Below are 25,367 nucleotides of genomic sequence, written 5' to 3' on the forward strand. Positions count from 1 at the left end.
ACGGCGCCGGCATCAACACTTGCCGGCGCCCCGCCCGTCAGCCACACGATCCCAGACATTGGACCGACGACAACGCGATCAGATAAACCGCCGCCCACGCAATACCCAGTCCTGCGATAACGGCGACGATAACGGTGAAGATACGCGTGATGGGTTTGTGCCAGAACCGGATCGCAACGAACACGCCTGCAGCCAGCAGGAGCACGATGAGGATCGGGCCGAGCACACTCATTGCAGCGTTATCGGTCGAGTGCCAGCTTCGCGCCGAGCCCCAGCAGGATCGTCCCCATCACCGCGTCGATCGGCTTGCGCAGTTTCGCGTAGCCGACTTGCACACGGTTCGTCGAGAACAGCACGGCGACCGTGCAGAACCACGTCAGCGATACGGCGACGACCACGGCCAGCGTCGCGCCATGCACCCATGCCGGCGCATGCGCGGGCAGCAGCGTGACGAACAGGCTGCCGAAGAACGCCGCGGCTTTCGGGTTGGTCAGGCCGACCAGCAACCCTTTCCGGTAGGCGTGCACGCCGCCGCGAACGACCGGCTGGCTTGCAGCCTCAGCCTGCTGTGCCGACTGGCGCAGGCCCGACAGCGTCTTGATGCCCAGATAGATCAGGTACGCGGCACCGGCGATGCGGATCGCCTCGTACAGCCACGCGAGCTTCGCGACGATCAGCCCGAGCCCGAAAATCGCCATCGCCGCCCAAACCGCATGCGACGACGCGATGCCCAGCGCGGCCAGCAGGCCAGCGCGGCGATTGCCGAGTGCATGGGACGAAACGGCGATCAGGTCGGGACCGGGGCTGACGCACGCCAGCAACATCACGCCGCCGACTGCGGCTAGTTGGGGAAGATAGCTCATGGCGGTTCGGGAGGATTCGAGTGAAGGGGGAAAGCCGGCTTACTCTAGCACGCTGATTTTGGTTGCATGCGGGACGGTCTGAGACGCGGCGCGGCGGCAGCCAGCCCCGCTCTTTCGAGCCGCCGCCGCGCTCGTTGCGCCCACGAATTACAGCGGCGGCCGCTTCAGCTTCACCCAGCGCTGCACCGACGGCCGCTCCCACTGCGCACGCGCATAGTCGGCGAGGCGCTGCGGCACCGGATCGTCATTCAGCACCAGACGGTTCAGCATCACCGCCAGATCGACATCGGCAATGCTCCATTCGCCGAACAGGTTTGCCGCGCCCGGTACGAGCAGTTTGTCGGCGGCCGCGAACAGTTTCTGCGCGGCGGCTTGCGCCAGACTCGACAGCGGCTCGCTCGACGGCCCGTAGAACAGCACTTCGGTCGACCGCTCCGTACGAACCGGCATCAAGTCGCTGCGCAGCCATGCCTGCACCTGGCGTGCGCGTGCGCGCTGGCGCGGATCAACCGGATAGAGCCGCGTGCCCGGGAAAGTCTCGTCGAGATATTCGGTAATCGCCGACGATTCCGACAGCGCGAAATCATCGTGTACGAGCGTCGGCACGCGCTGCGTCAGGGATGTCGCCGCGTAGTCGGGCGCGAAATGCGCGCGGTTGCCGAGATCGACGGTCACCAGTTCGTAAGGCAGCGATTTTTCCTCGAGCGCAACGAAGACCGACATCGCGTAAGGGCTCGTGTATTGCGTATCCGCGTAGAGACGGAGATTACCGGTTTGCACTGCTGGCTCCTTGTGGGTGCGGAGGTCGGCGGTTGCTCGTTGATGCACCGACGGCCTCCGGGTGGGTCGTTATTTGTGTGATTGCGTGACAGATTAGCAGCGGCGGAAAAGGCGGTGTTTGCTGTTTTGTGACCGCTGTCGCCGCGAGATCATCCTGCGACGGGCCAGCGGTAACCGATCACTTCGTCCAACGGGTACGCGAGTTCGCGCACTTCTTCCAGTTGGTTGCCGCCGAAGAGATACACCTGTTCGTCGTCGTGACGCAGGTAGAAACCGACATGCCCTTTCCAGCTCGCGGGATCATCACGCGTCAGGATCGCGATACAACCGTAGACGGGGCGCTCCAGCGGCCTCCCCCATTCGAGCCACGAACGCGCAAGCGCGGAGCCCGTGCCGCGAATACCGGCGTGCGTCATGCACCAGTTGACGAACGACGAGCACCAGGAAATCTTGTCGTCGTAGCCGACCAGGTTCGTCTGGTTGTTGTATTCGACGATGCGCGGGTTGATGCTGCCGGGCGGGTGGCGGCGGATGCCGAGTTCGGCCATCGCGACGGGCATCCACGGCGGATGGGCGGCGTCCGGTTTGCTCTCAGGGTTGAATAGGGTCACGTCGTTCTCGGGCGAGTGTGTTGTGCGGTCAATCTTCGCATGAATGCGGCAGCGCGACAGCGCCCTTTCGGCTTGTGATTGCCTTTCAGTCCGCGCCGGTCGTATCGCTTTTTACCGTCAACCGGCCTCCGGGGGGTGGGCAGACACGCCCGCGAGATCGACTACCATATGACAAAACCAACCGGTCTCGACCGCCTCATCCGCGCACCATGACGACACCTTCCGACGACTCCGCCTCGCCCGAACTCGACCGCACGCCGACTCGACCGGAGCGGGATGCGGAATCGACGCCGCGGATCATTACGCTGCCGGCGCATCTGCACAGCATCCCTTCCTGCGAAGGCGTTCCCGATCTGTTCAACACGTACCTCGTCAATATCGGGCTGGCGCTGCTGTTCGGCACGATATTCACGGGGTTGCTCGTCAGTCCGTTTTACGACGGGTCGTTTTTCAACAAAGGCTTCATCGTGTTCATCCTGTGGCTCGTGCTGCTGGGTGTGATCGCGTGGGCCGTGAAGATCTTCATTGGCGGGGCAAGACATGCCGGCGCCTGGTTCGAGGTCGACTCGACCGGTTTCCGCTATGGTCTCGGCAAGCGTCCGGAAACGGCCGCCATCCCGAAAGCACAGTGCATCGAATGGCGCGAAGCCGTTGCCAACCCCGACCGACCCTATGACGTCGAATACAACACGGCGTCCGGCGTCACCAGGAGCCCCGCGAACTTCCAGTTCTGGCGACGCGCCACGCGCGAACCCGTCGCGGCCTATACGCTGCGCATGAATCTCATCCCGACCGACGCCGACGATGCCATTCGCTGCGCGGGCTTCAAGAATCGTCACGACCTGCTCGTCGCCCTTCTGTGCGGCCTCGCGCATCAGGGGCTGCGCTTCAATCGCAATACCTTCATTGCCGCCGGCATTCACCCGGAGACCTGGCAGAAACTCAGAACGCCGTGGCGCAAGGCCGTCGTCTTTTTCTCCATTCTTACCGCGCTCGGCCTGCTGGCCTTCTTCATCTGGGGGCGCCTCTCCCTGATCTTCTCCTTCGCGATCTGGATCGTTTCGTTTTTATATTATTGCGGCGAGGGGAAGTACGACTTCTCTCCGGATATCAAGAACTATCCGCGAGGGCCGATCGTTTTTCGCATCGACGATAGCGAGACGGCCGACGAAAGCCGCCGTTGAAGCAGCGGGCACACTGCAGCGGGTCGGGCTTTTGCCCATGCGCGGGCTTGCGATTCCCTCGCGATCCCCGCTTATGATGTCGTGAGCCACACGCCCCTCACACCCGCCATGCGCATCACGCCCCTGCCGCCCCTTCAGTGCCTCATCGCGTTCGAAGCCGCCGTGCGGCATGCGAGCTTCACGCGCGCGGCCGCCGAGCTGCACCTGATCCAAAGCGCCATCAGCCGGCAGATCCAGCAGCTCGAGGAATTCCTCGGCCGCTCGCTGTTCGTGCGCGAACAGCGTTCGCTGCTCGCTGACGATCGCCGGCGAGCAATACGCAGCGCAGGTGCACCGTCTCCTCACGCAATGCGCGGAAGCCACGCATGACGTGATGAAGCCGTACGGCGATCTCGAACTGACGATCGCGTGCTCGTCCGGTGTGGCGCTGCTGTGGCTCACGCCGCGCCTGCCCGAGTTTCGCGCCGCGTACCGTCAATGCCAACGTAAGCAATCGACCCGTTGCAGTCCTTCGAAAGCGTAGATTCGACGCCACAAAGCGGACGCTCGTTCTGTGTTTCCGCGCTCTACCCACTTGGATAGCCTACCTAAGAAATGGGAAATCTGTTCCAAGATCCTTTCCAGAGTACGCCTCGCGCGTTCCATAGTGCACGATAAACTGATTCATCAAAGTGATGAACTCGGCAGAACTCTTAACGTCCTGAGCTTTAACGAGACCATTACGGTCCGTGGTGGGAGTGCCTGTCGCGAGAAGGAGCAGCCGACTTGTCAAGGCGCAGACCACCAAACATTTGGGGCTATCCATAGAGGTCGACTCAAATGTCTTGTGGTCCACGCAGAACAGAGGCGTATCCGTGGTGCAGAGCGGTCCGGCTCCTGCATTGCCGGGAAAGTAACGAAAGTCCCAATGCAGGCCCTCAAGGGTTGAGAAGACGTCATTCAAGTGTGCGCTCTGAGCCTTCAAGAATGGCTCCCGGTCGGCGATGCCTGCGAGCGTTGCGTCCATGTTGGTCGGCGTGCTATCAACCATGGAGTGAAAAGCGTCCCGGCCGTACTGCGTGCTTAAAGGGGGAATCACTGCCTGGCCTTGCGCGACCTTCGCTACCCCTACCATCCGCGGGTTCCGCAAATGCAGGCTTGCGAGGAACCTGCAAGCTGTCGTGCGCGCCTGCTTTCCAGGCGAAAAGTCGATTTTAAGCGGATCTTCGCGCATCTCCCTCCACAGGTTCCCTGACGCCGTCTCAATCACTTGCAGCGCCCGGTCAACGCTGGGGTCCCATCCCGCGCCGTCGTTTGTATGGTTGGGTACGAACGTGTTGTCCGGCAGGGCGGAGGAGTAGAGGTGGTCCATACAGGCCACCTTATCCAGCGCCTTCGTCACGGCGGTAGGATTACCTGCATACGCAGCCTTGATGTCAGTGACCACGACTTTTCCGCTATTGGGCGCCGTCGTGAACCCACGAAGGTAGAACTGGGGAACCCAGTGCTGATTGATAGCTAAGGCCATGTTATCTCTCCCCCTTCTTGTTGCACGGATGCGCACCGTTTTCCGTGCGCCAAGGCACGGCACGTTCGCGCTGCACGAAAGAAACGTCAAATTGCCAGATAGCCATGAGTTGTGAGTGTGACGGGTAACGTTGCAGGCAAACCATCAAGCGGCCATTCGCGACTGGCTGCTCCTGGCCGAAACCGGACGACCAACTGGACATCACTAGATGCCCTTTCGAGTTCGCACAAGCCCGCCCCTCAGAACTCGATGTGTTTCTCCATGAAAATACTCAATGGATCATCCGTGTAATCACCAAATGGTCCCCGATGCTGATATCCGGCAGACGCATACAAAGCCAGCGCCTCGTTTTGATAAGGTCCGGTTTCAAGCGTGAACAACTTGCAACCTAGATCGATTGCCCGTGCCTCGAGCACGCTGATGAGCTTCTGGGCCACACCCTGCCCGCGGCCGCGCGGGCTGACATACATCCGCTTCAATTCACCGAATTCGGCGTTGAGGACAATCGCCCCGCATCCAATTGCCTTACCTTCGCTGTCCCGCGCTACGGCGAACAGCACATTGGATTGCTTGAGCGACGCAATATCCAGAGCGTGCCGGCTCTCAGGGGGATACAGGGTGTCCTGGTACGCATCCAGATCGGCGATGAGAGCGATCACGTCGGGTTGGTCGGGAGACTCGAAAGCGATAGTCATGGCAGACAAAGCTATGAAAAAAAGAGAAATTGAAGTACCCGCCGAAGTAGCAGCACTCAACATCGATGACCATCCGGTCTTCAGCCGCTGATTGTCAGTGATGTATCCGGTACTGTCGAACCTCTCAAAAATGCGGGCGAATCCGATCGCCCCGTGATATCGCACGACTCAGCGACCATCAAGACAATTGCCTCCTATTGAACAACCGCATCGACCATCGCCTGCGCTTCGGACACAAACCGTGAAAAACGCCTTTGCTTGGGCAATTGCTGCGCGAAACAGGCTGGCCGCTGCTCCTCTGCCACGTGCCCCGCACTGCAAGCGACGATCGTCGGCAACGTCGCATCCCGCCACATGAGATAAACCCGTGCGCCCTGCTTGACCGACACCATCAACGTATTTGGCCCATCCGGCATCCCGTCCTGGCTGTCACCCAGCAGCAACGCCTTCACCACCGCATCAGTCGGTTTCCGCTTCACCGGCACTTCGGCAAACCGAAACTCCGCAGCGTCGCCACCCAGTACGTCGGTGTAAAACGTCTCGTTATCGAAGATAACGGCAACATCGTCCGTGGACTTGATCCCCGCATCCGCCGTCGCAGCCCAAGCCTTCAAAAGCGGAACCGTCGTCGCAACGAGATTCACCTTCCCGTCATTCGACTTCAAGAGCAGTCCATCCGGCCCGGGCGTCATCCCGTTGTCGATGTAGAGGGTATCCACGGTACTCCCCGCCTTCGCGGAAAAACCTTTCGCCCTGACCGTCCCGACAAGCTTAACCAGTCGCGCATTCACCTCAGCCGTATATTTCTTGTCCAGATCCGCCTGATCTTCCATCCGCGCCGCTGTAATCGTGTCGACGGCTTTCTTCCGATAGGCGAGATAAGAATCAGTAGGCGACGCAATCACCTTCGCCCCCACCGCAGCCGCCACCACGACGAGCACCGCCGCCCCCACCCCGATCTTCCACTTGGAAATGCGTTTCATTTTTATAGACGTCACCGAATCCCGCACCAACATACAAAAACGGCTGCCGTGAACCCACGGCAGCCGTCCCTCAGAAACATCTCATTTTAAATCGCGAATACCTGCTCTGCGTCCGCGATCGATGCCTGGGCATTCCCGCGCAGTTACGCGTCAACGCCAGCCGCGATGCCAGCCGTAGTGCGGATGCCACCATCCCCACCCATAGTGCGGGTGATAGCGCCACGAATAACCGGGAGCCGGCATCACGCCGACCGGCGCAACGTAGACGACGCCCGCGGGAGCGACCGCCGGCGGTTCAGCCGGCGCCACCACGCAGCCGGATAGTGACGCGCCCAGCAGCAGCGACGCGACCAGGGTGTAACAGGTTTTAGATTTCATGATCGATCATCCAGACATCGTGGCCATGTGAAGCGAACAGGGGTTACTGCCAGCCCGGATGTCGCGCGCGGTAGTACTCGAGCGCGGCGTTACGCTCCTGCTCGGCCTGCCGTGCCAGTTGCTCGGCACGCGCCATGTGGCCACCGAACTCGCCGCCATGTTCCTGCTGGATCACGTGCATCTCTTCGATGGACCGCTGAAGATCGTGCGTGGCGGCCATCGCCTTGTTGTGAAGCTCGTCGGCGAACGCGGCATTCGCCATCAGCGCAGCGCACAGAATCACGGGAATGGATTTGAGTTTCATGAGTACAGTTCTTCCGTCTTGTCGTGAAAAGGATTGTTGCTGCAGTAGTGAACGCCCCGTCCCTGCCCACTGTTGACGCCGCATCGCCCGGACTTTGTAAATCTGTATTACGCCCCGGACGGTCGGGCTTTCCCCCATGCGTCAGCTTGTGATTTCCTTTCGATCCGCGCTTATGATGTCGCGAGCCACGAGACCTTCACACCCGCCATGCGCATCACGCCCCTGCCGCCCCTGCAGTGCCTCATCGCGTTCGAAGCCGCCGTGCGGCATGCGAGCTTCACGCGCGCGGCCACCGAGTTGCACCTGACCCAAAGCGCCATCAGCCGGCAGATCCAGCAGCTCGAGGAATTCCTCGGCCGCTCGCTGTTCGTGCGCGAACATCGTTCGCTGCGGCTGACGATCGCCGGCGAGCAATACGCAGAGCAGGTGCACCGTCTCCTCACGCAATGCGCGGAAGCCACGCACGACGTGATGAAACCCTACGGCGATCTCGAACTGACGATCGCATGCTCGTCTGGTGTCGCGCTGTTGTGGCTCACGCCGCGCCTGCCCGAGTTTCGCGCCGCGTATCCGGACATCAAGCTGCGGCTGATCGTGCGCGACGGGCTCGCGTCGATGTCGCCGGCGGAGTTCGACGTGGGCGTCTACTACGTGCGCCAGCAGGCGCCCGCCGAATACACCGCGCGCCGTCTGTTCGACGAGGAAGTGTTTCCCGTCTGCGCGCCGGGTTACCTGGCCTGCCGCACGCTCGACGCGGCCGATCTCGCGAACGAGACGCTGCTGCGCCTCGAGGACGGGCAGCGACAGTGGATGTCGTGGTCCGAATGGTTCGACCAGAACGATATCGACCGGCAAAAGGCTCAGCCGCAGGACATCACCATCAACTCGTATCCGCAGATCGTGCAGATGACCATCCTCGGCCAGGGCATATCGCTCGGCTGGCGCTACATGATCGACGCATGCATCGAGGCCGGGCTGCTCGTGCGCGTGACCGACGCATCCGCGAGCCACGGTGGCGGTTACTACGTGATCTCGCCCAACGACCGCGCGCAGAACCATGCCGCGCGCCTGTTCACCCGCTGGCTGTTCGAACAGGCGGAGCGGCAGACGGCGCCCTGACGCATCCGGAACGCAACGCATGCGTCCAGCGCATGCGTGCATGCGAATCTTTCGTTTCAGAAAAAAATCGCGCTGTCCTTAGCATGGGGTTCACGCGGGGCGCCCGTCCCGTCTTCTGCCCAAGGAAGAGACCATGCAAGGAACGCTTTCCCCGCGCGCCGCGCCTGCCGTCGATGCGGCGGTGCAGCAGCGCCGCCGCGCCATCGTCGCGACCGTGATCGGCAACGGTCTCGAATGGTTCGATTTCACCGTCTACAGCTTCTTCGCGGTCATCATCGCGAAACTGTTCTTTCCGACCGGCAACGAACTGACGTCCGTGCTGCTGACCGTCGCGACGTTCGGCGTCGGCTTCTTCATGCGGCCCGTCGGCGGCATCGTGCTCGGCATCTACGCCGACAAGGTCGGGCGCAAAGCCGCGCTGTCGCTCACCATCCTCATGATGGCAGCCGGCACCGCGCTCATCGGGCTCGCGCCGACCTACGAACAGGCCGGCATCGCCGCGCCGCTGCTGATCGTCGTCGCGCGGCTGCTGCAAGGTTTCTCGGCCGGCGGCGAGATGGGCGGTGCCACCGCGTTCCTCACCGAATACGCGCCGCCGGAGAAGCGCGCGTACTACTCGAGCTGGATCCAGTCGAGCATCGGCTTCGCGGTACTGCTCGGCGCGGCGACCGGCACCTTCGTCACGACGTCGCTCGACGCGCAGGCGCTGCATAGCTGGGGCTGGCGACTGCCGTTCCTGCTCGGGATCATCGTCGGGCCCGTCGGCTACTTCATCCGCAGCCATATCGACGAGACGCCCGCGTTCAGTGCCGTCGAAGCGCAGGCGAAAGAAAGCTCGCCGCTGAAGGAAGTGCTGTCCACCTACCCGCGCGAGACGTTCGCGAGCTTTTCGATGGTCATTCTGTGGACCGTCTGCACCTACGTGCTGCTCTTCTACATGCCGACGTATTCCGTGCGCACGCTGCATCTGCCGCAATCGACCGGCTTCGCAGCCGGCATGGTCGGCGGGCTGATGATCATGTGCTGCTCGCCGATCGTCGGCCGGCTCGCCGACGTGTGGGGACGGCGCGTGTTCCTGTCCGGATCGGCGCTGGCCATCCTCGTGCTCGCGTGGCCGATGTTCGCGTGGATCAACCATGCGCCCGGGTTCACGTCGCTGATCGTGTTCCAGGCCGTGTTCGGCGTGCTGATCGCGATCTACACGGGGCCGATCCTCGCGGCGTTCGCCGAACTGTTCCCGACCAAGGTGCTGTCGACCGGGCTGTCCGTCGCGTACAACTTCGCGGTCACGATCTTCGGCGGCTTCGCACCGTTCCTGATCACGTGGCTCATCGCCCGCACCGGCAGCAACATGGCGCCGGCTTTCTACGTGACCCTCGCGGCGGCCGTCAGCTTCATCGGGACGCGCTTCGTTAAGGACGCCAAGCGTGGCGCTTCCGTCAATCGATAAGGATCTCTCTCCATGACCATTACCGTGCTCCAAGGCGGCAACGTACTCGATCTCGAACGGGGCGTGCTGCTCGATCATCATCATGTCGTGATCGACGGCGACCGGATTGTCGAAGTCACCGATCGGCCAGTGGATTTTCCGAATGCGCAGGTGATCGACGTGCGCGGCAAGACCGTGATGCCGGGGTTCATCGATTGCCATGTGCATGTGCTGGCTTCGAATGCGAATCTCGGCGCGAATGCGACGCAGCCGAATATTCTTGCCGCGATTCGGTCGTTGCCGATTCTCGATGCGATGTTGTCGCGCGGTTTTACCAGCGTGCGCGATGCGGGCGGTGCGGACTGGAGTTTGATGCAGGCGGTCGAGACCGGGCTGGTGTCGGGGCCACGGATTTTTCCGTCGGGAAAGGCGTTGTCGCAAACCGGTGGGCATGGGGACTTTCGGCCGCGTGGGGACTTGCTGGAGCCTTGTTCTTGCTGTTTCAGGACGGGAGCGATTGCTCGGGTGGTGGACGGGGTCGAAGGTGTACGGCTCGCGGTACGTGAAGAAATTCAGAAAGGCGCGACGCAGATCAAGATCATGGCGTCAGGTGGCGTTGCTTCGCCAACCGACCCGATTGCGAACACGCAGTACTCCGAGGACGAGATTCGGGCCATCGTGGATGAAGCCGAGGCCGTGAATACTTATGTGATGGCGCATGCGTATACGGGGCGGGCGATTGCGCGGGCGGTGCGCTGTGGGGTTCGGACGATCGAACACGGGAATCTTGTGGATGAGGCTGCGGCGAAACTGATGCATGAGCGTGGGGCGTTTGTGGTGCCCACGCTTGTCACTTATGACGCGCTTGCCAAACACGGCGCGGAGTTCGGGATGCCGCCCGAATCGGTGGCAAAGGTGGCCTCCGTTCAGCAGAAGGGACGCGAATCGCTGGAAATCTATGCGAACGCCGGCGTGAAGATGGGGTTCGGGTCGGATCTGCTTGGGGAAATGCATGCGTTTCAGTGCGGAGAGTTCCGGATTCGGGCAGAGGTGCTCGGGAATCTAGAAGCGCTCAGGTCAGCGACGACCGTGGCGGCGGAGATCGTCAACATGCAAGGGCAGCTTGGGGTGGTTGCGGCGGGAGCGATCGCAGATCTGGTCATGCTCGATGGGAATCCGCTTGAGGATATTGGGGTGGTGGCCGGTCAGGGGGAGCGCGTCGAATATGTGTTGCAGCGGGGGAAGGTTGTGAAAGCGCGCGCGGGTTAGGGTTTGCGGTTGCGCGGGTCCCTCCCCATACAGCGGTCGTGACAATCGTTGAAGGTGAGCATCAACACGGGCGCGGCGCCCGCAATGGCCGCCGCTCTCGGTTGTGTTCCGGCGGAATCTGCAATCCAGTAGTAAGGGCCGCGCGAAGCGGCCCTTGCCGCTTATGACTATTCCTTTTCTTGGGCCGCCGCACCGTACGGCTGCTCTCGCCAGTTCAGCGCGCTGCGGTCAGGTTTGATCGTGACGAACCGAAGATCGAAATTGAACTCGAGATATACACGATCACCTGGCAGGAATCCGAACATCTCGAAATGCGCGTCGATCGCGCGCATCCACGGCATGTACGGCTGACCCTTCTGCGGAAGGTCAGGCTTGTTGTCGAGGATCAGCTCAACCTCGGGATACTGTTTGAGCTTCTTGGGACGTGTCTTACTATAGGCGTTAGCCATTGCCGACTCCTGTGTTGAGTTGGTGGTGGTCAGCGGGTCGTATGGGTTGCCGCCCATGCGGCCCGCGCTTCTTTGATGCCTTGGGTTTCCCCTTCTTTTTCCCCCTTCGCTACGTCTTGTTGGGCAAGACGACTTACGGTCGACCATCGGTGCGAAGGGGACTGCGCTCTACTCCCGATGACGAGAAGCAAGGCTTCATGACCAGTGTAGTCGCGCTGGCATCTCAGAAATGGGGGATTGCTAGATATTAGCCGTTAGGTGTAGGGACGTGCGTGCCCATGCCTGATGCTCCAGGTCAGCAATTTGGAGGACTTTTACCCTACGAATCGCTACTGCTGATCAATCCACTGCTCGGCTCAGCAAACCCGACGACTTGCGACTGCTAACGCTCTAGCTCGATGTAACGACCACTAGTGGTCGAGCCTAGACATACGGCACTGGAACGTCTATTACATACGACCGCCTCCAGTACCATCATCTGCAGCCGATAGCCGCCTCTTGCCTCCGTCCGCAACTGGCCAAACGGCCAAATGGCGAACTTCACGCTTGTACGTTCAGATCGCTGGTAAACTCAGACCGCCAAGGTTACTCTTCCGATCACATGAGTACCCAACCCAACGACGTATTTGCAAACTTCACTCCGATGATGCAACACCTTATGCGATAAGGCTCCATTCGAAAATCTCTGCTAAAGCCTAAGGTCCTCTGCCGGAAGTAGCCACTACCAACCTGGCACGATCCTTTGGCCCCAGATCGATGTTAAGCGGCTTGCAGTTAAACTTACGTGGAGCCGGGCGAATGGCCTGAGTCACACATCCGGTAACGCGAACACCATTTAAAAATAATCTATTGATAAAAGAGAGGTAGCCTTGAGAGTATTTTTGAGCTACGCCAAAGAAGACGGCGCGATCGTCAAAGAATTCCATGATCACCTCAAGGCGCTGGGTCTTGATCCTTGGATGGATCAAGAGCGACTTTTGCCGGGCCAAGCGTGGGAACGCGAAATTGAAAAGGCTCTAAATGAAGCGAACGTCGTTATTCTTTTCATGAGCCCAAGTTCTGTCAAGAAGCGCTCGTTCGTGACGCGTGAGGCCAACACCGCCGTTCAGAATCTGCAGTATAAGCACGCCGATGATATTTACGTCATCCCAGTGCTTCTTGAGCAATGCGACGTACCTTACGAGATTTCTAAGCGTGCTCAATATATTCAATACAGTGAACCAGGTGCGAAAAACAAGATTATCGCATCGATCATGCGAGCGGCGGAACAGCAAGATGTTGCGATACTTGACAGCGTTGAGCATGGACCTTACAAGGTATTCTCTCGTACAATCACGGAAAAGCAAGCTGGCCAACCAGGGTACGCAATTTCTATTGACTATCCCGATTTTTCTTCCGATCAATTTCCGGAAGCTGCTGAGAGCTTAAACAGGATTTTTCTCGGAAGGGCGACTCAGCTGTTAGTCAGCAATCGTACAAAGCCGTGGGATATAGATCAAGATCTATATCCAGCACCTGACGGCGAACTTAATGCCTTCCACATGAACGGTCGATGGGATAATTTCGGTATAGCATCGGCCACCGCGAAAAATATTAGCGTCTACTACAATTGCAGCTGGTATGGCGCAGGAGCCGCACACTCAAACGAATTTCACGAAACTTTTAATTTCGCAGCCACAAAAGACTACCTTCTTCCATTCAGCTTGTGGGAACTATTTTCTGACAACGATATGGCCGCCGAGATTATAAGTCAAGAGTGCAGAAAATCGATAGCCCGAGAATATTGGAATAGATGCGGAACTGATATCAAAGCGGACGATTACCGGAATGAAACATTTCTGACCGCAACCGCGCCAAACCTCTCTAACTTTGAGACGTTCACGATAACAAGTGAGAAGCTCACCTTTTACTTCCCTCCATATACAGTAGCCGCATACTCATTTGGCTCATGGATCGTCGATGTACCTTTGTACGACCTAAAGGACACCCTGAAAAAAGGAGAAAAATCTCCCTTTGAATTCCAATAAAAACCCCAAAAAAATATACCCATACATCACACCAATAAAATAGAGATTGCAAATAAATATCTACTCAACCAAAATAGAAAACATGAAAAGAATGCCATGAAAGTGCCAACGAGCTATCGGGGATGGCATATCGCAGCAGCCGTTGGGACCGCGACTCTCGCTGGCCTACTCTTCTATTTCCGGCCGGCGCTGGGGAAGGACACGATCACTCTTATTGGAAGCATTGGGTCATTCATAACTCTTTACGGCACGCTCCTAGCAATCATCGAGCTAAAACGCGCCAAATCCGCCGTCGAAGAATCCACCTCAGCAGCAAAACGTGTTTTCAGCGGAATGACTAAAATCATAGATGCGGAACGAATCACGGAATGCCGATCCGCGATAAAAACAGCAGTGACATGCATCGAAAATGATACCGCAATTCCACAAGCAATCATTATCGAGATTCTAGAATCTTACGAACGAGTATTTCATGCGGAATTAGACGATGAAAAATCGATACACCGTGAAAACAAAGCCCACATCCTGACTTATCGATACATCAAGAAATCGACGCGAAGCACAAAATACAATAGCGAGTCCATAGGAAATGCGCCGTCCGGCGAGGATCTTCCTTATGAAAAAACTCGAGCAGCACTATTATCCATCACCACACAATTTAGTTCGCGCCAAAGCAAGCAAATGACTTTTTCGGAGATAACAGAATGATTCCAGCAACCCTTCAATCATTCATGGCACAACTCCACGAAGAAACTGAGAAAGGGAATTTCCAGTGGTTCATGGGTGATCACAGAGCGTATTTTTGCAATCACAAAAAATTTACACTTAGCATTGACAGATTTTACGATCCCGATCGAGAAGTTGATTCATTTCATTTTAGCTTGACCAAAGGCATTAAAAATTCACCGTTCAGCGTCTACGACACCGAGTCCGATTATCGATTTATGAAAAATTTCTACGAAGCTGTAATTGCAAATGCCAATGGGGTTTCCACAGACATTGAAGGATTTTTTGATTAGCAAGGTGAATCATATCACCCATTACCCATCACCACATTAATAATCTATTTTCACATAAACTATCCGCCCCCTAAAAAAACACCACGCGCAAATAGCCCGCTCAAAGCGGGCTCTTCCAAGATAAACCTACATCGTCAAATTCTGAGCAAACTAGATATATACACCTAAGCGGCATACGAAGAACTGGAGTCACATCCATCGACACCGCGATCAGAATTATCGCTCGCGAACTCCCATCAAAATTAAGCCACCTCATACTCATTGATATACATTTGACGCCTCAGCACAGACACCATTTCCCGACAGGCACAAATACAATATCAAAATTACCCTACCCTCTTTGTCCGCGACCGATACTCAGGCGTCAAGCTCGAACGAATCGACGAGCAATTTCTCGAGTTAGCTTTCCCACGGGCCGCTAGAGCTAATTCGATCGCTTACCTACTAATATAATCAATGGCGAGATAGCGTTGTGGCGACAGCAACAAGTCTCACCCGTCATTGCAAAGAAAGATAAGATTGGCTGAATATCCTTGATGACAACTCCCGCTCCTCACGATTTCTTTAGAGTAGAAACACCCCGAAACAAAACTTGCCGGCTCACCACTTGGCAAGCTTAGAGTTGCACGCGGCCTCCGTTGACGCAACTGAATCACACTGCTGACCGCAGCGCGATAACTGGCCAACTCCCTCACTCCACTGCTCTCTGCAAGCAACCAACTATCCTGGAACATGAAGAGACATTAAGCCTCGCGAATTATATTAAGCACCTCCTCTTTTGACGCGACGCTTCGGCGATAACGATATTCATTCAGCCCGTCTATTTCACCGGCGATTCTTGGTTGCCCGAACGGCACAGAGTTAGTTAACACTACTGTAATCGTTGTCGCGTCCTTTTCGTGACTCGAAGAGTGAAAGACCCCGGCCTCTACATTATAAAATTGACCAACCTCATACCTCTCCTCATGCTCTACCTCCAGGGAGATTTCACTCTCCCCTCGAGTCAATACAGATTCATCACCTTGGTAACTCGCCAAATACAAGTGATAATTTTTCAGACACCTCGACTCGCAATAAACAGTATTAAGAAGCCGCCCGTGCAATATCCAACTCCGCATATTAAAAATATGATCGTGAATTGGCCACGCCGGATTCTGCTCACGACCACCACCTCTTGGCCATATATGAATTCGAAGTGTCAACGGAGGCTCTTCGAATAACTTCGATACAAGAAATCCCAAGGGATGCCAGAAATAATCCTTTCCAACGTCGTAAGGATAAGCTGCAAGTTTTTTAGCCACATACTTTCCAGTCTCGAGCCGCTCAATAACATCAGCAATATTTTTCAAATCAGCCCCTTCTTCTTTGGAGCGTATGGATCAACCGGACTATTCACTAGCTCCAATATTTTCTTAAAATTGAGATCATCAATCTGATTCTGTGAGAACACCTTCAAATCACCAACGATCGACTTTAAAATCTCTTCGGTTAGGGCAGTACCGCCGGGTATTGGCTTTGCGTAATCAATGAATTGAGATTGCAACTCCGTGAGCCGCAGATCGTCTTTATAAGAGTCGTAAAAATAAGAATCCACGTCCGCCAACAAACCAGCAGCCTCCTTATCCTCCTTAGTTACAATAGTATATAGATCAGAAATATCCAACCTGAACGACGAGAAATAATTAGCCAAAGAAATCTGTATGTCGAGCAATGGTTCATCATGTTTGGTCCGCAACGCAGCGACTATAGTTGCGACTATTTCCGATTGAACGATCTCCGTAGTCCACGGTTCTCCATCGTGAGCCGATTTCAAACTACGTCGATAGGTTGCGTAATGATCGCACAACTCCTCATTAGATGGATTAAGAAGCGAGATTCTAATATCTCTACCAAAACCCTGATTCCTAGCAGCATGAGCCATAAGTGGAATAGTCACCGCTCGAGTATATCTTCCGCAACCACCTTTATAAGCCCAATAACGAGAATCAGGAACAGCCCTTCTCAGAAGTGAGTTTATTTGCTTCGGCTCAATAACTTCAACAGTGGATTTTTGCATCACCTTTGGCGTAAGCCAAAAAACAAATGATCCAACAAATATTGTAACGAGAAGACTCTGCGCGACGACTTGCAAAGTAAGCGCAACAAATCCAGAAAACTCAAAAGCCAATGCCGGATTTAAATATGGAATCGCAAAAACACGCAACAACACACATACAATCAAGAACAACAAAACAACAACAAAAAAATCTTTCTGTATTCAGCCTTCTTTAGTATTTCATTCATTTAATGCGACCCCGTATTATTAACTACTTACCAACCAGATAAAATAATTTGCCAACAGACCACCCATCTTCGCAAGACACATTACCCCCAGAGGGACGTCGCCGGGGCTACCTACTGATAAGTCCGCTGATCCCACGTGACACTCTTTCATCTTCTACTAGATTGCTTTGCTGGAGAGATTTCAATATCCACCTCAGGGAACCTCCTATTGAACAACGCCATCCATCATTGCCTCCACCTCTGACACAATCCGCGAGTAGCCCTTCAGCACATGCAAATGCTTTGTGAAACAATCCTGCCACCTCTCCTCAGCCACCTGTGCCACCCCACAAGCCACTATCTGCGACACCGTCACATTCCTCCAGAGGATATAAATCCGCTCCTTCTGCTTAATCGCGACAGCCAACGTATTCGGCCCCTCCGGCACCCCATCCTGGCTTTCCCCGAGCAGCAACGCCTTCACCACCGCATCAGCCGGCTTCCGCTTCACCGGCAACTCGGCGAACCGAAACGCCGCTGCATCGTCGGCGAACACATCCGTATAAAAAGTCTCGTTATCGAAGATAACGGCAACATCATCCGTGGACTTGATCCCCGCATCCGCCCTCTTCGCCCAAGCCGTCAAAAGCGGAACTGTCGTAACCAGAAGACGCACCTTCCCATCATCTGACTTCAAGAACAGCCCATCCGGCTCGGGGGTCATCCCGTCATCGGCGACAACGCTCTGCACGTCACTCCCTGCCGCCCTAGAAAACCCTTTCACCTTGACCGCCCCAACAAGCTTAACCAGCCGCACATTCACCTCGGTCGTATATTTCTTGTCTAGATCCGCCCGATCTTCCACCCTGACCGCACCCACCTCCGCCGCAACCTTCTCCCGATAGGCAAGATAAGAATCAGTAGGCGACGCAATCACCTTCGCCCCCACCGCAGCCGCCACCGCGACTAGCACCGCCGCCCCCACCCCGATCTTCCACTTGGAAATGCGTTTCATTTTTATAGACGTCACCGAATCCCGCACCAACATGCAAAAACGGCTGCCGTGAACCCACGGCAGCCGTCCCTCAGAAACGCCCTATTCTAATTCGCGAATCAGACTTTACTCATCCACCTTGAAAGCCGACACCAACCGGGTCAATTCCGCCGCCTGCTGCTTCAAGCTCGCCGCGGCCGCTGCGCTTTCTTCCACCAGCGCCGCATTCTGCTGCGTCATCTGATCGAGCGACTGCACAGCATCCCCGATCTGATCGATCCCGGCGCTCTGCTCCAGGCTCGCCTCGGCGATCTCGCTCATCATCGCGCTCACGCCCTGCACCTGCGACACGACATCGCGCATCACCTTCCCGGCCTCACTTACCAGCCGCGACCCGGTATTCACCGTCCCAGCGCTATGCTCGATCAGCACCTTGATCTCCTTAGCCGCCTGCGCGCTGCGTTGCGCCAGATTCCGCACTTCCGAAGCAACCACCGCGAACCCGCGCCCCTGCTCCCCGGCCCGCGCCGCTTCCACAGCCGCATTCAACGCCAGAATATTCGTCTGGAACGAGATGCTATCGATCATCACGATGATCTCGGAGATGCGCTGCGACGCATCGCTGATCTCCTGCATCGTGGTCACGACTTCACCCACCACCTGCCCGCCGCGCGCCGCCGTATCGGAAGCGCCGTTGATCATCTTCGCGGCCGTCGTCGCCGTTTCGGTGTTGTTCCGCACCACGGCCGTGATCTCTTCCATCGACGAAGCCGTGCGCTCCAGGTTGCTCGACTGCCCTTCGGTGCGTTCGCTGAGGTCCGCATTCCCCGTCGCAATCTGCGCCGACCCGGTCGCAATCGACGAGGAAGCCGCGCGAATGCTGTGCACCAGCGTCGACAGCGACGACACGAACCGGTTGAACGCATCCGACAACTGCCCGATCTCGTCCTCGCTCTCGACCGTCATCCGGCGCGTGAGGTCGCCCTGGCCGCTGGCGATCTCCGACAGCAGCGTCGCCGCGCGACGAATCGGCGCGGCAATCGCACGCCCCACCAGCCAGATCACCAGCAGTGCAACACCCAGCCCCACCACCGCAGCAACCAACGCAGCGCTACGAATCGCACGCGTCACCGGCCCGAGCAACTCAGCCTGCGGCACCTCGACGACCACATACGCATTCAACTCCGGAATAAACGACGTCGCGATGAACCGCGCGCCACCGTCGCCGTTGTAGCTCAGATACGCATACGGCTGCCCGGCCAGCAGCGTCGACGACGCATCACCCGGCAGCCCCGGCTGATCCTTCATGAAATGCTTGCCGTCGATCAGCGCCGTATCGCGATGCATCATGATCGCGCCATCGGGACGCACGAGATACGCAAACCCGGTCTCACCAATCCGATAAGCAGCAATACCCTTCGCAAGCGCATCGACAGACAAGCTCATACACGCCGCGCCGATCGGCACGCCATCAAGCTCGACGCGGCTGTTGATGAACATCATGTAGCCGCCGACCGTCACCTCGCGGTCCATGTTCACGTCGAACGCCTTGCCGGACGACAGGAAGCCGGTCAGCCACTGATCCTTGTCGGTCACCTTCCGCTGCAGGCCGGATTCGTTGTAGTAGTTGCCGCTCTTCACGGACACCCACTGCACCGACGCGGCCTTCTGCTCGTCCTTCACGTTCTTCGCGAGCTGGATCCAGTTGCGCGTGCCGGCGTCGGGTTCGCCGTCGGCTTCCCACTGCAGCAGGAACGCGTCGCGCGCGAGAATCCGCGACGCGGCGATCGGCCCGGCCATCTGCCGCTGCACGTCCGCGCGGATGCCGTTCACGGCCGTCGGCAGCTCTTCGCGGACGACGCGATCGCGCACCGCGTTGCCGATCAGACGGATACTGAGTCCGCTCGAGATCGCGACGAACACGAGCAGGCAACTCGTCATGCTGAGAATCAGCTTGTTCTGTATGGAAAGCTTGCGCCAGAAATGCATGGGGAACCCTCGATAACCGCTCGGTCTGAGCCAGATTGGGTTATCGGCATGCACGCGCAGAACCGCATCGCTGAATTCACATGTTCATCATGCGAGATTCGTTATGTTGTTGTCAGGCGGACATATGCGGCCGCTTATAGATGCGCGAACAACGAAAATTCAGCGCGAATCAGTATGCAACGAAGATCGTGACACGCCGGTTGCGCGCCCGCGCAGCGGCATCGTCGCCCGCGACGAGCGGCTGCGTATCGGCCCGCCCGATCGCCGCGAGCCGGTGCGGGGCGACACCGCGCTCGGTCAGGTAGCGCACGACGCTCCCCGCGCGCGCCGACGACAGCTCCCAGTTCGATTCGTATTTCGCGTTCGCGATCGGCACGCTGTCGGTGTGCCCTTCGACGAGAATGTCGCCGGTCGCGTGATCGCTCAGCGCCTGTGCGATCTGGTTCAGCACGGGCGACGAATCGGGCAGCAGGCGCGCATCGCCGACATTGAACAGGATCTTCGCGTCGATGCCGATCTCCACGCCGTGCGGCGCTTTCACGAGCGAGATCCGGCCGTTCGACTTCAACGAATCGAGCAACGCGAGCCAGGGCGGCGAGTGCTCCGGCGTCACGGCAGTGGTACCAGCAGCGGATGCGCTCGCCGCGCTCTCGGCATGCCGCGCGAGCGTCTGGTACCGCGCATCGAGCGCGTTGTATTTCGCGAGCTGGAGCACGTACAACGCGAGAAACAGCACCATCAGCGTCGTGATGAGATCCGCGTACGAAATCAGCCAGCGGCCGGATTGCGCGCCGTCGAGTTCGTCGTCGTCGCGATCGGCAGCGGATGCACCGTCAGTTCGAGCAGTCATGCGGTTGGAATTCCGGGTTCGTCGTATGACACACGCGCATCACGCGAGCGATTCGACCGCGCGCCCGCGCACGTCGCCGGTCAGGCGCGTCTCGATCGTATGCGGCGATTCCTTGCGCGAAATCGCCAGCAAGCCGTCGAGATACAGCTTGCGAAACCGCAGCTCGCTGTCGATCTGCGCGCGCAGCTTGCCGTAAAGCGGCAGGAATACGAGGTTGGCGAACGCCAGCCCGTACAGCGTCGCGATGAACGCAACCGCGATGCCCGGCCCGAGCTGCGCCGGTTCGAGAATATGGCTCGTCACCTGCACGAGCCCGAGCACCGAGCCGAGAATGCCGAACGTCGGCGCATACCCGCCGGCCTGCTGCCATACACGTGCGGCGGCCAGGCGGCTGCGTTCGTAGGCATCGAGTTCGCGCTGCAACGCGTCTTCGAGCACGGCGGTCGACACACCGTTCGCCAGCAGTTCGAGCCCACGGCGCGCGAACGGATGAATGCCGCTCACGTCCATCGATTCGAACGCGAGCAGCCCGTCGAGCTTCGCGCGGTCGCCCCATTCGAGCAGGTCGGACAGGTTCTTGCGATCGACTTCGCGCGCACGCACGAACGCGAGCCGCAACTGCTTCACCGCGTCGAAGAAGCGCGCCCACGTGTTCTGGATCATCACCGCGCCGAGCGTGCCGCCGAGCACGATCACGAGCGCCTCGAACTGGAACAGCATCGAGAAATGCCCGCCTTCCAGCGCGAAACCGAACACGATCGCCGCGCCGCCCAACACCACACCGGCCAGGGTCAACAGATCCATACGCGCTCCCTTGTCATGCATCCGATGCCGATGCGACAGGCGCAGTGCCCGCCGCCGGCGCCTTCGCCGCACGAACGGCATCCAGCACGCGCCGCTCGATGTCCTCGATCTCGACCGGATCGAGCTTGAGCTCGCGGCGCATCACCCACGACACCTCGTTGCGCCGCGCCTCGGTCATCACGGAGAACAGCTTGTCGGCCACCGCGCGATCGTCGAGGTTCGCGATCAGCTTCGCGAGATCGTAGGTATCGAACGCGCTGATGACGTCGAACAGCGTGCGCTGGTCGATCCACACGAGATCCTCCAGTGCGCGCACGTCGCCGCCGCGTCGCGCATTGCGCCGCGAGAAGTACGTCACGCCCTTCTGTTCGACGTAGCTGAGCACCTTCGATTTGCGGAACGCGAACAACTCGTCGGCAATCTCGCCGTTCGACAACTTGTTGAGCAGCATCGTCTTCTCGACGCCGATCAGCGCTTCAAGATCGGCCAGCTCGATGAGTTCGAGTTCGCTGTTGATCGACAGGTCGAGATCGTGATCGGCCACCTGTTGCGCGCGATCGATCACGCGCGCGGCGTCGAACGTGACGACCTGGCGCGCATCCGACGATGCCGCATAGTCGACCGCCCCGCCCGCATGGTCCGCCTGCGCCGCTTCGATCGTGACGAGATTGAGCTTCTCCATGCGTCGCAGCATCGCGAGCACGTGCGGCCGCGAGTGGCCGGCAATCGCGCGGCATTTGCGGATCACTTCGGCAAGCGGCACCGAGGTTTCGGCCGCATGGGTCTGCATCGGCCGGCGCGCCCAAGAGTCGCCGCCATCGCGCGCTTCGGCGCCGGCCATCAGCGACAGCACATGCGCATACGACAGCACGCCCGGCATGAAATCGGCATGCGTGTAGGTGGCGAGCTGGTCGTCCTTGCGCTTCACGCGGCGGATCATCGTTCGCACGATGTGGCGCAGCAGCGCCGACACGCGCTCGATTTCCTCGTCGAGCATGCCGGCCGGCACGACCGTCAGCTGACAGAATGAAAGCGCCTTCGCGGTATGGGCACGCGGCTCGGCCGCGAGCAACGCCGATTCACCGAAGAACTCGCCGCGGCCGAGCGTCGCGACGACGACGCGCTTGTCGTCGCATCGCGTGGACAGCTCGACCTTGCCGTCGGTGATCAGAAAGATGACGGGCTCGCCCGCAAAACCCTCGGAGTAAATGATCTCCCCAGGCGCCGCCGTACGCGTCCATGATTGCTGACGATTCAAGTCGATTCCCCTGCTGCGCTGAATGTTGCGGACTGCGCGTCGCATGTCGAAAGCATGCGATCACGAGTCGTCCCCGTGACCCGTTTACGTCATCGGGCTCAACATCCTTTAGGGAATTCGTCCTCGTTTCGAACCGAAATCAAGGTAAAACGTTTGCGGGTCACGCAGACACACTGGAAAGTTCATTTCGATGCCTGCGTGTGTAGTGCAATTGAAAGCGCAAGCGAACCCGCGCGTCAGAACTCCATGTCGAGTTCGTCGATGTCTTCGTGCTCCGCCTTCGCCGCATCGATCCACTCGGCGACGAACGGATGCGCGAGCACCTGCATGCAGTACTCGGCAATATCGGGTTCCAGCTTCACGTCGTAGGTCAGGAAGCGCGTGACGACCGGCGCATACATCGCGTCGGCGATGCCGATCTCCGCGCCGAACAACCAGGGGCCGCCGTACGCGGCCAGGCACTCGCGCCAGATCGTCACGATCCGCTGGATGTCGTGCTGCGCGCGCGACCAGATCCGGAAGCCGGGGAAATGCGCACGCAGGTTCATCGGCAACGCGGATCGCAACGCGCTGAAACCGGAATGCATCTCGCCGCAGATCGACCGGCAATGCGCGCGGGCTCGCCGGTCTTCAGGCAGCAGCCGCGCCTGCGGCCGGATTTCGTTCAGGTATTCGGCGATTGCGAGCGTGTCCCACACGGTGTTGCCGTCGTGCGTCAGGCACGGCACGAGAATCGACGGCGACAGCAGCAGCAACTCTGCACGTGACGCAGCGTCGATCGGCACGCTGACCGTCTCGAACACGAGCCCGCTCAGCTTCGCGAGCAGCCAGCCGCGCATCGACCACGACGAGTAGTTGCGGCTGCTGATGGTCAACGTCGTCTGTCCGGTGACTTCCATGTCGCTCCCCTGTTCAAAGCCGTTCGTGCCCCTGCACCGAAACGGACACCACGCGGCATCGCCCGCACCATGCCGGTGCCGCGCATTCGCCGAACTGGCGCAGCCCCGCACGCTGTCGCGGCACGTGCCGCACGCCGGATCGGCTCGACCACGCATTGCGTGCGGCTGCCGGTTGTCGCATGCTGCCTGCATCGCAGCGTTCCCGAACCGCGTGCAACGCGCGTGCCAGCCGCAGGCTGGCACATCGCTTGCCTCGTTCCATGCAACGCGGCATAACGAGTGACGGCCATGAATCTGCTTGCCTATCCGTTCTATCAATGGTCTGCCGAATGCACGCGCCCGGCGCGCGCATGGGCCGCCGCCGCCCGCGCGACGATGTCGCTGTGGCCGCCCGCCACCGCGACGCCGAGCGGCCGCATGCTCGACGCAGTGTGCGAACTGCTCGAATGCTGCGCGTTCTCGCATCGGCGTCCGCCGTTCGGCATCGCGTCGATCGTCGTCGACGGCGAGACGGTGCCGATCGTCGAGGAAGCGGCCGCGGCCACACCGTTCGGCACGCTGCTGCATTTCCGCAAGGCGCTGCCGGTCGCGCGCCAGCCGCGTGTGCTGATCGTCGCGCCAATGTCCGGGCATTTCGCGACGCTGTTGCGCGGCACCGTGCATACGATGCTCGCCGACCATGACGTGTACATCACCGACTGGCACAACCCGCGCGACATCCCGCTGACGGCCGGACGCTTCGGCTTCGACGAGTACGTCGCGCACGTGATCGACTTCATCCACCAGATCGGCCCGGACGCGCATGTGCTCGCGATCTGCCAGCCGACCGTCGCCGCACTCGCGGCGGTCGCGCTGATGGCGGCCGGCGGCGATCCGGCGCAGCCCGCGAGCCTGACGCTGATGGCAGGGCCGATCGATTGCCGTGTCAATCCGACGAAGGTGAACGCGCTCGCGACGAGCCAGCCGATCGAATGGTTCGCGCGCAACCTGATCAGCGTCGTGCCGGCGGGCTTCGTCGGTGCGCAACGCTGCGTGTATCCGGGCTTCGTGCAGGTCGGCGCGTTCATGTCGATGAATCCCGATCGCCACGCAGCGTCGTTCGCCGACCTGTATTACGAGCGTGCGAAAGGCGATCCGGATAAAGCCGACACGCTGCGGCACTTCTACGACGAATACTTCGCCACCGCCGATCTCACGGCGGAGTTCTATCTGGAAACGGTCGAGAAGGTGTTCCAGCAATACGCACTGGCACGCGGCGAGCTGACGGTCGGCGAGCGGCTCGTCGAGCCGGCGGCGATTCATCGCACCGCGCTGTTGACGATCGAAGGCGAGAAGGACGACATCTGCGCGGTCGGCCAGACGGTGGCCGCGCAGGAGCTGTGTTCGGGGTTACCGCCGTACCTGAAGACGCACCACGTGCAGACGGGCGCAGGCCACTACGGCGTGTTCAACGGCAGCCGCTGGGAAACGCAGATCTATCCGATCGTGCGCGCGACGATCCACGACAACGAGCCATACGATCGCACCGCGGGGGCGGCAGGCGATGCGAACGGCACGCACTACGTGACGCTGCGCGCGCTGCTCGATGCCCGCGCAACCGCACACGATGCAGCGGCCGAAACGCAATCGCATCACACCCACTGAAGCCGGACGGCGCAGAAAATGAAACGCCCCGCCGGGGGTGGCGGGGCGTG

The 25,367-nt window shown here is 59.0% G+C and carries 26 protein-coding genes and 1 pseudogene; 9 read left to right on the forward strand and 18 right to left on the reverse strand.

The window, feature by feature from the left end:
* Positions 1–37: 37 nt before the first annotated feature.
* The 4 genes from G3O00_RS03005 to G3O00_RS03020 all read right to left on the reverse strand — a co-directional run bounded on the left by G3O00_RS03005 (position 38) and on the right by G3O00_RS03020 (position 2,203).
* Positions 38–232 carry a hypothetical protein gene (locus tag G3O00_RS03005; protein ID WP_041493365.1) on the reverse strand — a complete coding sequence of 65 codons (195 nt, stop codon included), beginning with the start codon at positions 230–232 and terminating at the stop codon, positions 38–40.
* Between the two features lie 7 nt (positions 233–239).
* Complete coding sequence (locus G3O00_RS03010; protein ID WP_206142000.1) at positions 240–863, reverse strand: LysE family transporter; 624 nt, start codon at positions 861–863, stop codon at positions 240–242.
* 147 nt (positions 864–1,010) lie between these two features.
* Positions 1,011–1,643, reverse strand: a complete 633-nt coding sequence (gene yfcF / locus G3O00_RS03015; protein ID WP_206142001.1) for a glutathione transferase — start codon at positions 1,641–1,643, stop codon at positions 1,011–1,013.
* 149 nt (positions 1,644–1,792) lie between these two features.
* On the reverse strand, positions 1,793–2,203 hold the full coding sequence (locus G3O00_RS03020; protein WP_011355942.1) for a TIGR02594 family protein: 411 nt from the start codon (positions 2,201–2,203) through the stop codon (positions 1,793–1,795).
* Positions 2,204–2,463: 260 nt separating this feature from the next.
* Here G3O00_RS03020 and G3O00_RS03025 point away from each other — a divergent pair, with 260 nt between their 5' ends.
* On the forward strand, positions 2,464–3,438 hold the full coding sequence (locus tag G3O00_RS03025; protein ID WP_206142002.1) for a hypothetical protein: 975 nt from the start codon (positions 2,464–2,466) through the stop codon (positions 3,436–3,438).
* 108 nt (positions 3,439–3,546) lie between these two features.
* A pseudogene (locus G3O00_RS43875) lies at positions 3,547–3,910 on the forward strand (LysR family transcriptional regulator); the annotation flags it as partial.
* Positions 3,911–4,021: 111 nt separating this feature from the next.
* Here the strand turns inward: G3O00_RS43875 and G3O00_RS03035 are convergent.
* From G3O00_RS03035 to G3O00_RS03055, 5 genes are all read right to left on the reverse strand, one after another.
* On the reverse strand, positions 4,022–4,945 hold the full coding sequence (locus tag G3O00_RS03035; protein WP_206142003.1) for a DUF4238 domain-containing protein: 924 nt from the start codon (positions 4,943–4,945) through the stop codon (positions 4,022–4,024).
* Positions 4,946–5,184: 239 nt separating this feature from the next.
* A complete protein-coding gene (locus tag G3O00_RS03040; RefSeq protein ID WP_174931830.1) occupies positions 5,185–5,640 on the reverse strand; it encodes a GNAT family N-acetyltransferase in 456 nt (151 codons plus the stop codon).
* Between the two features lie 194 nt (positions 5,641–5,834).
* Entirely contained in the window at positions 5,835–6,623 is a 789-nt protein-coding gene (locus tag G3O00_RS03045) for a hypothetical protein (RefSeq protein WP_206142004.1), read from the reverse strand.
* A 150-nt stretch (positions 6,624–6,773) separates the two neighbouring features.
* Complete coding sequence (locus tag G3O00_RS03050) at positions 6,774–7,001, reverse strand: hypothetical protein (RefSeq protein WP_011355943.1); 228 nt, start codon at positions 6,999–7,001, stop codon at positions 6,774–6,776.
* A 43-nt stretch (positions 7,002–7,044) separates the two neighbouring features.
* Positions 7,045–7,305, reverse strand: a complete 261-nt coding sequence (locus tag G3O00_RS03055; RefSeq protein WP_174938825.1) for a hypothetical protein — start codon at positions 7,303–7,305, stop codon at positions 7,045–7,047.
* Positions 7,306–7,512: 207 nt separating this feature from the next.
* Here G3O00_RS03055 and G3O00_RS03060 point away from each other — a divergent pair, with 207 nt between their 5' ends.
* From G3O00_RS03060 to G3O00_RS03070, 3 genes are all read left to right on the forward strand, one after another.
* Positions 7,513–8,424 (forward strand): LysR substrate-binding domain-containing protein, encoded by a 912-nt coding sequence (locus G3O00_RS03060; RefSeq protein WP_206142005.1) that lies wholly within the window; start codon positions 7,513–7,515, stop codon positions 8,422–8,424.
* Positions 8,425–8,557: 133 nt separating this feature from the next.
* On the forward strand, positions 8,558–9,874 hold the full coding sequence (locus tag G3O00_RS03065) for an MFS transporter (protein ID WP_206142006.1): 1,317 nt from the start codon (positions 8,558–8,560) through the stop codon (positions 9,872–9,874).
* Positions 9,875–9,886: 12 nt separating this feature from the next.
* The gene (locus tag G3O00_RS03070; protein WP_206142007.1) at positions 9,887–11,122 is read left to right on the forward strand and encodes an amidohydrolase family protein; all 1,236 of its coding nucleotides are present in this window, start codon (positions 9,887–9,889) and stop codon (positions 11,120–11,122) included.
* A 167-nt stretch (positions 11,123–11,289) separates the two neighbouring features.
* Here the strand turns inward: G3O00_RS03070 and G3O00_RS03075 are convergent, their stop codons facing one another.
* The gene (locus tag G3O00_RS03075; RefSeq protein ID WP_241024913.1) at positions 11,290–11,628 is read right to left on the reverse strand and encodes a hypothetical protein; all 339 of its coding nucleotides are present in this window, start codon (positions 11,626–11,628) and stop codon (positions 11,290–11,292) included.
* 824 nt (positions 11,629–12,452) lie between these two features.
* Here G3O00_RS03075 and G3O00_RS03080 point away from each other — a divergent pair.
* The 3 genes from G3O00_RS03080 to G3O00_RS03090 all read left to right on the forward strand — a co-directional run bounded on the left by G3O00_RS03080 (position 12,453) and on the right by G3O00_RS03090 (position 14,617).
* Positions 12,453–13,598 carry a TIR domain-containing protein gene (locus G3O00_RS03080; RefSeq protein WP_206142008.1) on the forward strand — a complete coding sequence of 382 codons (1,146 nt, stop codon included), beginning with the start codon at positions 12,453–12,455 and terminating at the stop codon, positions 13,596–13,598.
* A gap of 96 nt (positions 13,599–13,694) precedes the next feature.
* Positions 13,695–14,306 carry a hypothetical protein gene (locus tag G3O00_RS03085; RefSeq protein WP_206142009.1) on the forward strand — a complete coding sequence of 204 codons (612 nt, stop codon included), beginning with the start codon at positions 13,695–13,697 and terminating at the stop codon, positions 14,304–14,306.
* Positions 14,303–14,617, forward strand: coding sequence for a hypothetical protein (locus tag G3O00_RS03090; RefSeq protein ID WP_206142010.1), 315 nt, complete (start codon positions 14,303–14,305; stop codon positions 14,615–14,617). Before G3O00_RS03085 ends, G3O00_RS03090 begins: the two co-directional genes overlap by 4 nt.
* A gap of 743 nt (positions 14,618–15,360) precedes the next feature.
* Here the strand turns inward: G3O00_RS03090 and G3O00_RS03095 are convergent.
* The 8 genes from G3O00_RS03095 to G3O00_RS03130 all read right to left on the reverse strand — a co-directional run bounded on the left by G3O00_RS03095 (position 15,361) and on the right by G3O00_RS03130 (position 23,673).
* On the reverse strand, positions 15,361–15,966 hold the full coding sequence (locus G3O00_RS03095) for a hypothetical protein (RefSeq protein ID WP_206142011.1): 606 nt from the start codon (positions 15,964–15,966) through the stop codon (positions 15,361–15,363).
* On the reverse strand, positions 15,963–16,826 hold the full coding sequence (locus G3O00_RS03100) for a hypothetical protein (RefSeq protein ID WP_206142012.1): 864 nt from the start codon (positions 16,824–16,826) through the stop codon (positions 15,963–15,965). Before G3O00_RS03100 ends, G3O00_RS03095 begins: the two co-directional genes overlap by 4 nt.
* Positions 16,827–17,105: 279 nt before the next feature.
* Positions 17,106–17,894: a hypothetical protein gene (locus G3O00_RS03105; protein WP_206142013.1), complete on the reverse strand. Its 789-nt coding sequence runs from the start codon at positions 17,892–17,894 to the stop codon at positions 17,106–17,108.
* Between the two features lie 105 nt (positions 17,895–17,999).
* Complete coding sequence (locus G3O00_RS03110; RefSeq protein ID WP_206142014.1) at positions 18,000–19,862, reverse strand: methyl-accepting chemotaxis protein; 1,863 nt, start codon at positions 19,860–19,862, stop codon at positions 18,000–18,002.
* Positions 19,863–20,031: 169 nt separating this feature from the next.
* On the reverse strand, positions 20,032–20,712 hold the full coding sequence (locus tag G3O00_RS03115; protein WP_206142015.1) for an OmpA family protein: 681 nt from the start codon (positions 20,710–20,712) through the stop codon (positions 20,032–20,034).
* Between the two features lie 39 nt (positions 20,713–20,751).
* The gene (locus G3O00_RS03120) at positions 20,752–21,516 is read right to left on the reverse strand and encodes a flagellar motor protein (protein WP_011355952.1); all 765 of its coding nucleotides are present in this window, start codon (positions 21,514–21,516) and stop codon (positions 20,752–20,754) included.
* 13 nt (positions 21,517–21,529) lie between these two features.
* The gene (locus tag G3O00_RS03125) at positions 21,530–22,774 is read right to left on the reverse strand and encodes a cyclic nucleotide-binding domain-containing protein (protein WP_206142016.1); all 1,245 of its coding nucleotides are present in this window, start codon (positions 22,772–22,774) and stop codon (positions 21,530–21,532) included.
* A 236-nt stretch (positions 22,775–23,010) separates the two neighbouring features.
* Positions 23,011–23,673: a glutathione S-transferase family protein gene (locus G3O00_RS03130; RefSeq protein WP_174931822.1), complete on the reverse strand. Its 663-nt coding sequence runs from the start codon at positions 23,671–23,673 to the stop codon at positions 23,011–23,013.
* 288 nt (positions 23,674–23,961) lie between these two features.
* On the opposite strand from G3O00_RS03130, the gene phaZ reads away from it, so the two are divergent.
* On the forward strand, positions 23,962–25,317 hold the full coding sequence (gene phaZ, locus G3O00_RS03135) for a polyhydroxyalkanoate depolymerase (protein WP_206142017.1): 1,356 nt from the start codon (positions 23,962–23,964) through the stop codon (positions 25,315–25,317).
* Positions 25,318–25,367 lie beyond the last annotated feature (50 nt).

It is taken from the genome of Burkholderia sp. Ac-20384, from assembly GCF_017104605.1.
GTDB classification, from domain to species: Bacteria; Pseudomonadota; Gammaproteobacteria; order Burkholderiales; family Burkholderiaceae; genus Burkholderia; species Burkholderia lata.

Coding starts and splice junctions, on each gene's coding strand:
- G3O00_RS03005 (WP_041493365.1), bottom strand. CDS start 232: ATGAGTGTGCTCGGCCCGATCCTCATCGTGCTCCTGCTGGCTGCAGGC.
- G3O00_RS03010 (WP_206142000.1), bottom strand. CDS start 863: ATGAGCTATCTTCCCCAACTAGCCGCAGTCGGCGGCGTGATGTTGCTG.
- G3O00_RS03020 (WP_011355942.1), bottom strand. CDS start 2,203: ATGCCCGTCGCGATGGCCGAACTCGGCATCCGCCGCCACCCGCCCGGC.
- G3O00_RS03025 (WP_206142002.1), top strand. CDS start 2,464: ATGACGACACCTTCCGACGACTCCGCCTCGCCCGAACTCGACCGCACG.
- G3O00_RS03035 (WP_206142003.1), bottom strand. CDS start 4,945: ATGGCCTTAGCTATCAATCAGCACTGGGTTCCCCAGTTCTACCTTCGT.
- G3O00_RS03040 (WP_174931830.1), bottom strand. CDS start 5,640: ATGACTATCGCTTTCGAGTCTCCCGACCAACCCGACGTGATCGCTCTC.
- G3O00_RS03045 (WP_206142004.1), bottom strand. CDS start 6,623: ATGAAACGCATTTCCAAGTGGAAGATCGGGGTGGGGGCGGCGGTGCTC.
- G3O00_RS03050 (WP_011355943.1), bottom strand. CDS start 7,001: ATGAAATCTAAAACCTGTTACACCCTGGTCGCGTCGCTGCTGCTGGGC.
- G3O00_RS03055 (WP_174938825.1), bottom strand. CDS start 7,305: ATGAAACTCAAATCCATTCCCGTGATTCTGTGCGCTGCGCTGATGGCG.
- G3O00_RS03060 (WP_206142005.1), top strand. CDS start 7,513: ATGCGCATCACGCCCCTGCCGCCCCTGCAGTGCCTCATCGCGTTCGAA.
- G3O00_RS03065 (WP_206142006.1), top strand. CDS start 8,558: ATGCAAGGAACGCTTTCCCCGCGCGCCGCGCCTGCCGTCGATGCGGCG.
- G3O00_RS03070 (WP_206142007.1), top strand. CDS start 9,887: ATGACCATTACCGTGCTCCAAGGCGGCAACGTACTCGATCTCGAACGG.
- G3O00_RS03075 (WP_241024913.1), bottom strand. CDS start 11,628: ATGGGCGGCAACCCATACGACCCGCTGACCACCACCAACTCAACACAG.
- G3O00_RS03085 (WP_206142009.1), top strand. CDS start 13,695: ATGAAAGTGCCAACGAGCTATCGGGGATGGCATATCGCAGCAGCCGTT.
- G3O00_RS03090 (WP_206142010.1), top strand. CDS start 14,303: ATGATTCCAGCAACCCTTCAATCATTCATGGCACAACTCCACGAAGAA.
- G3O00_RS03105 (WP_206142013.1), bottom strand. CDS start 17,894: ATGAAACGCATTTCCAAGTGGAAGATCGGGGTGGGGGCGGCGGTGCTA.
- G3O00_RS03110 (WP_206142014.1), bottom strand. CDS start 19,862: ATGCATTTCTGGCGCAAGCTTTCCATACAGAACAAGCTGATTCTCAGC.
- G3O00_RS03115 (WP_206142015.1), bottom strand. CDS start 20,712: ATGACTGCTCGAACTGACGGTGCATCCGCTGCCGATCGCGACGACGAC.
- G3O00_RS03120 (WP_011355952.1), bottom strand. CDS start 21,516: ATGGATCTGTTGACCCTGGCCGGTGTGGTGTTGGGCGGCGCGGCGATC.
- G3O00_RS03130 (WP_174931822.1), bottom strand. CDS start 23,673: ATGGAAGTCACCGGACAGACGACGTTGACCATCAGCAGCCGCAACTAC.
- phaZ (WP_206142017.1), top strand. CDS start 23,962: ATGAATCTGCTTGCCTATCCGTTCTATCAATGGTCTGCCGAATGCACG.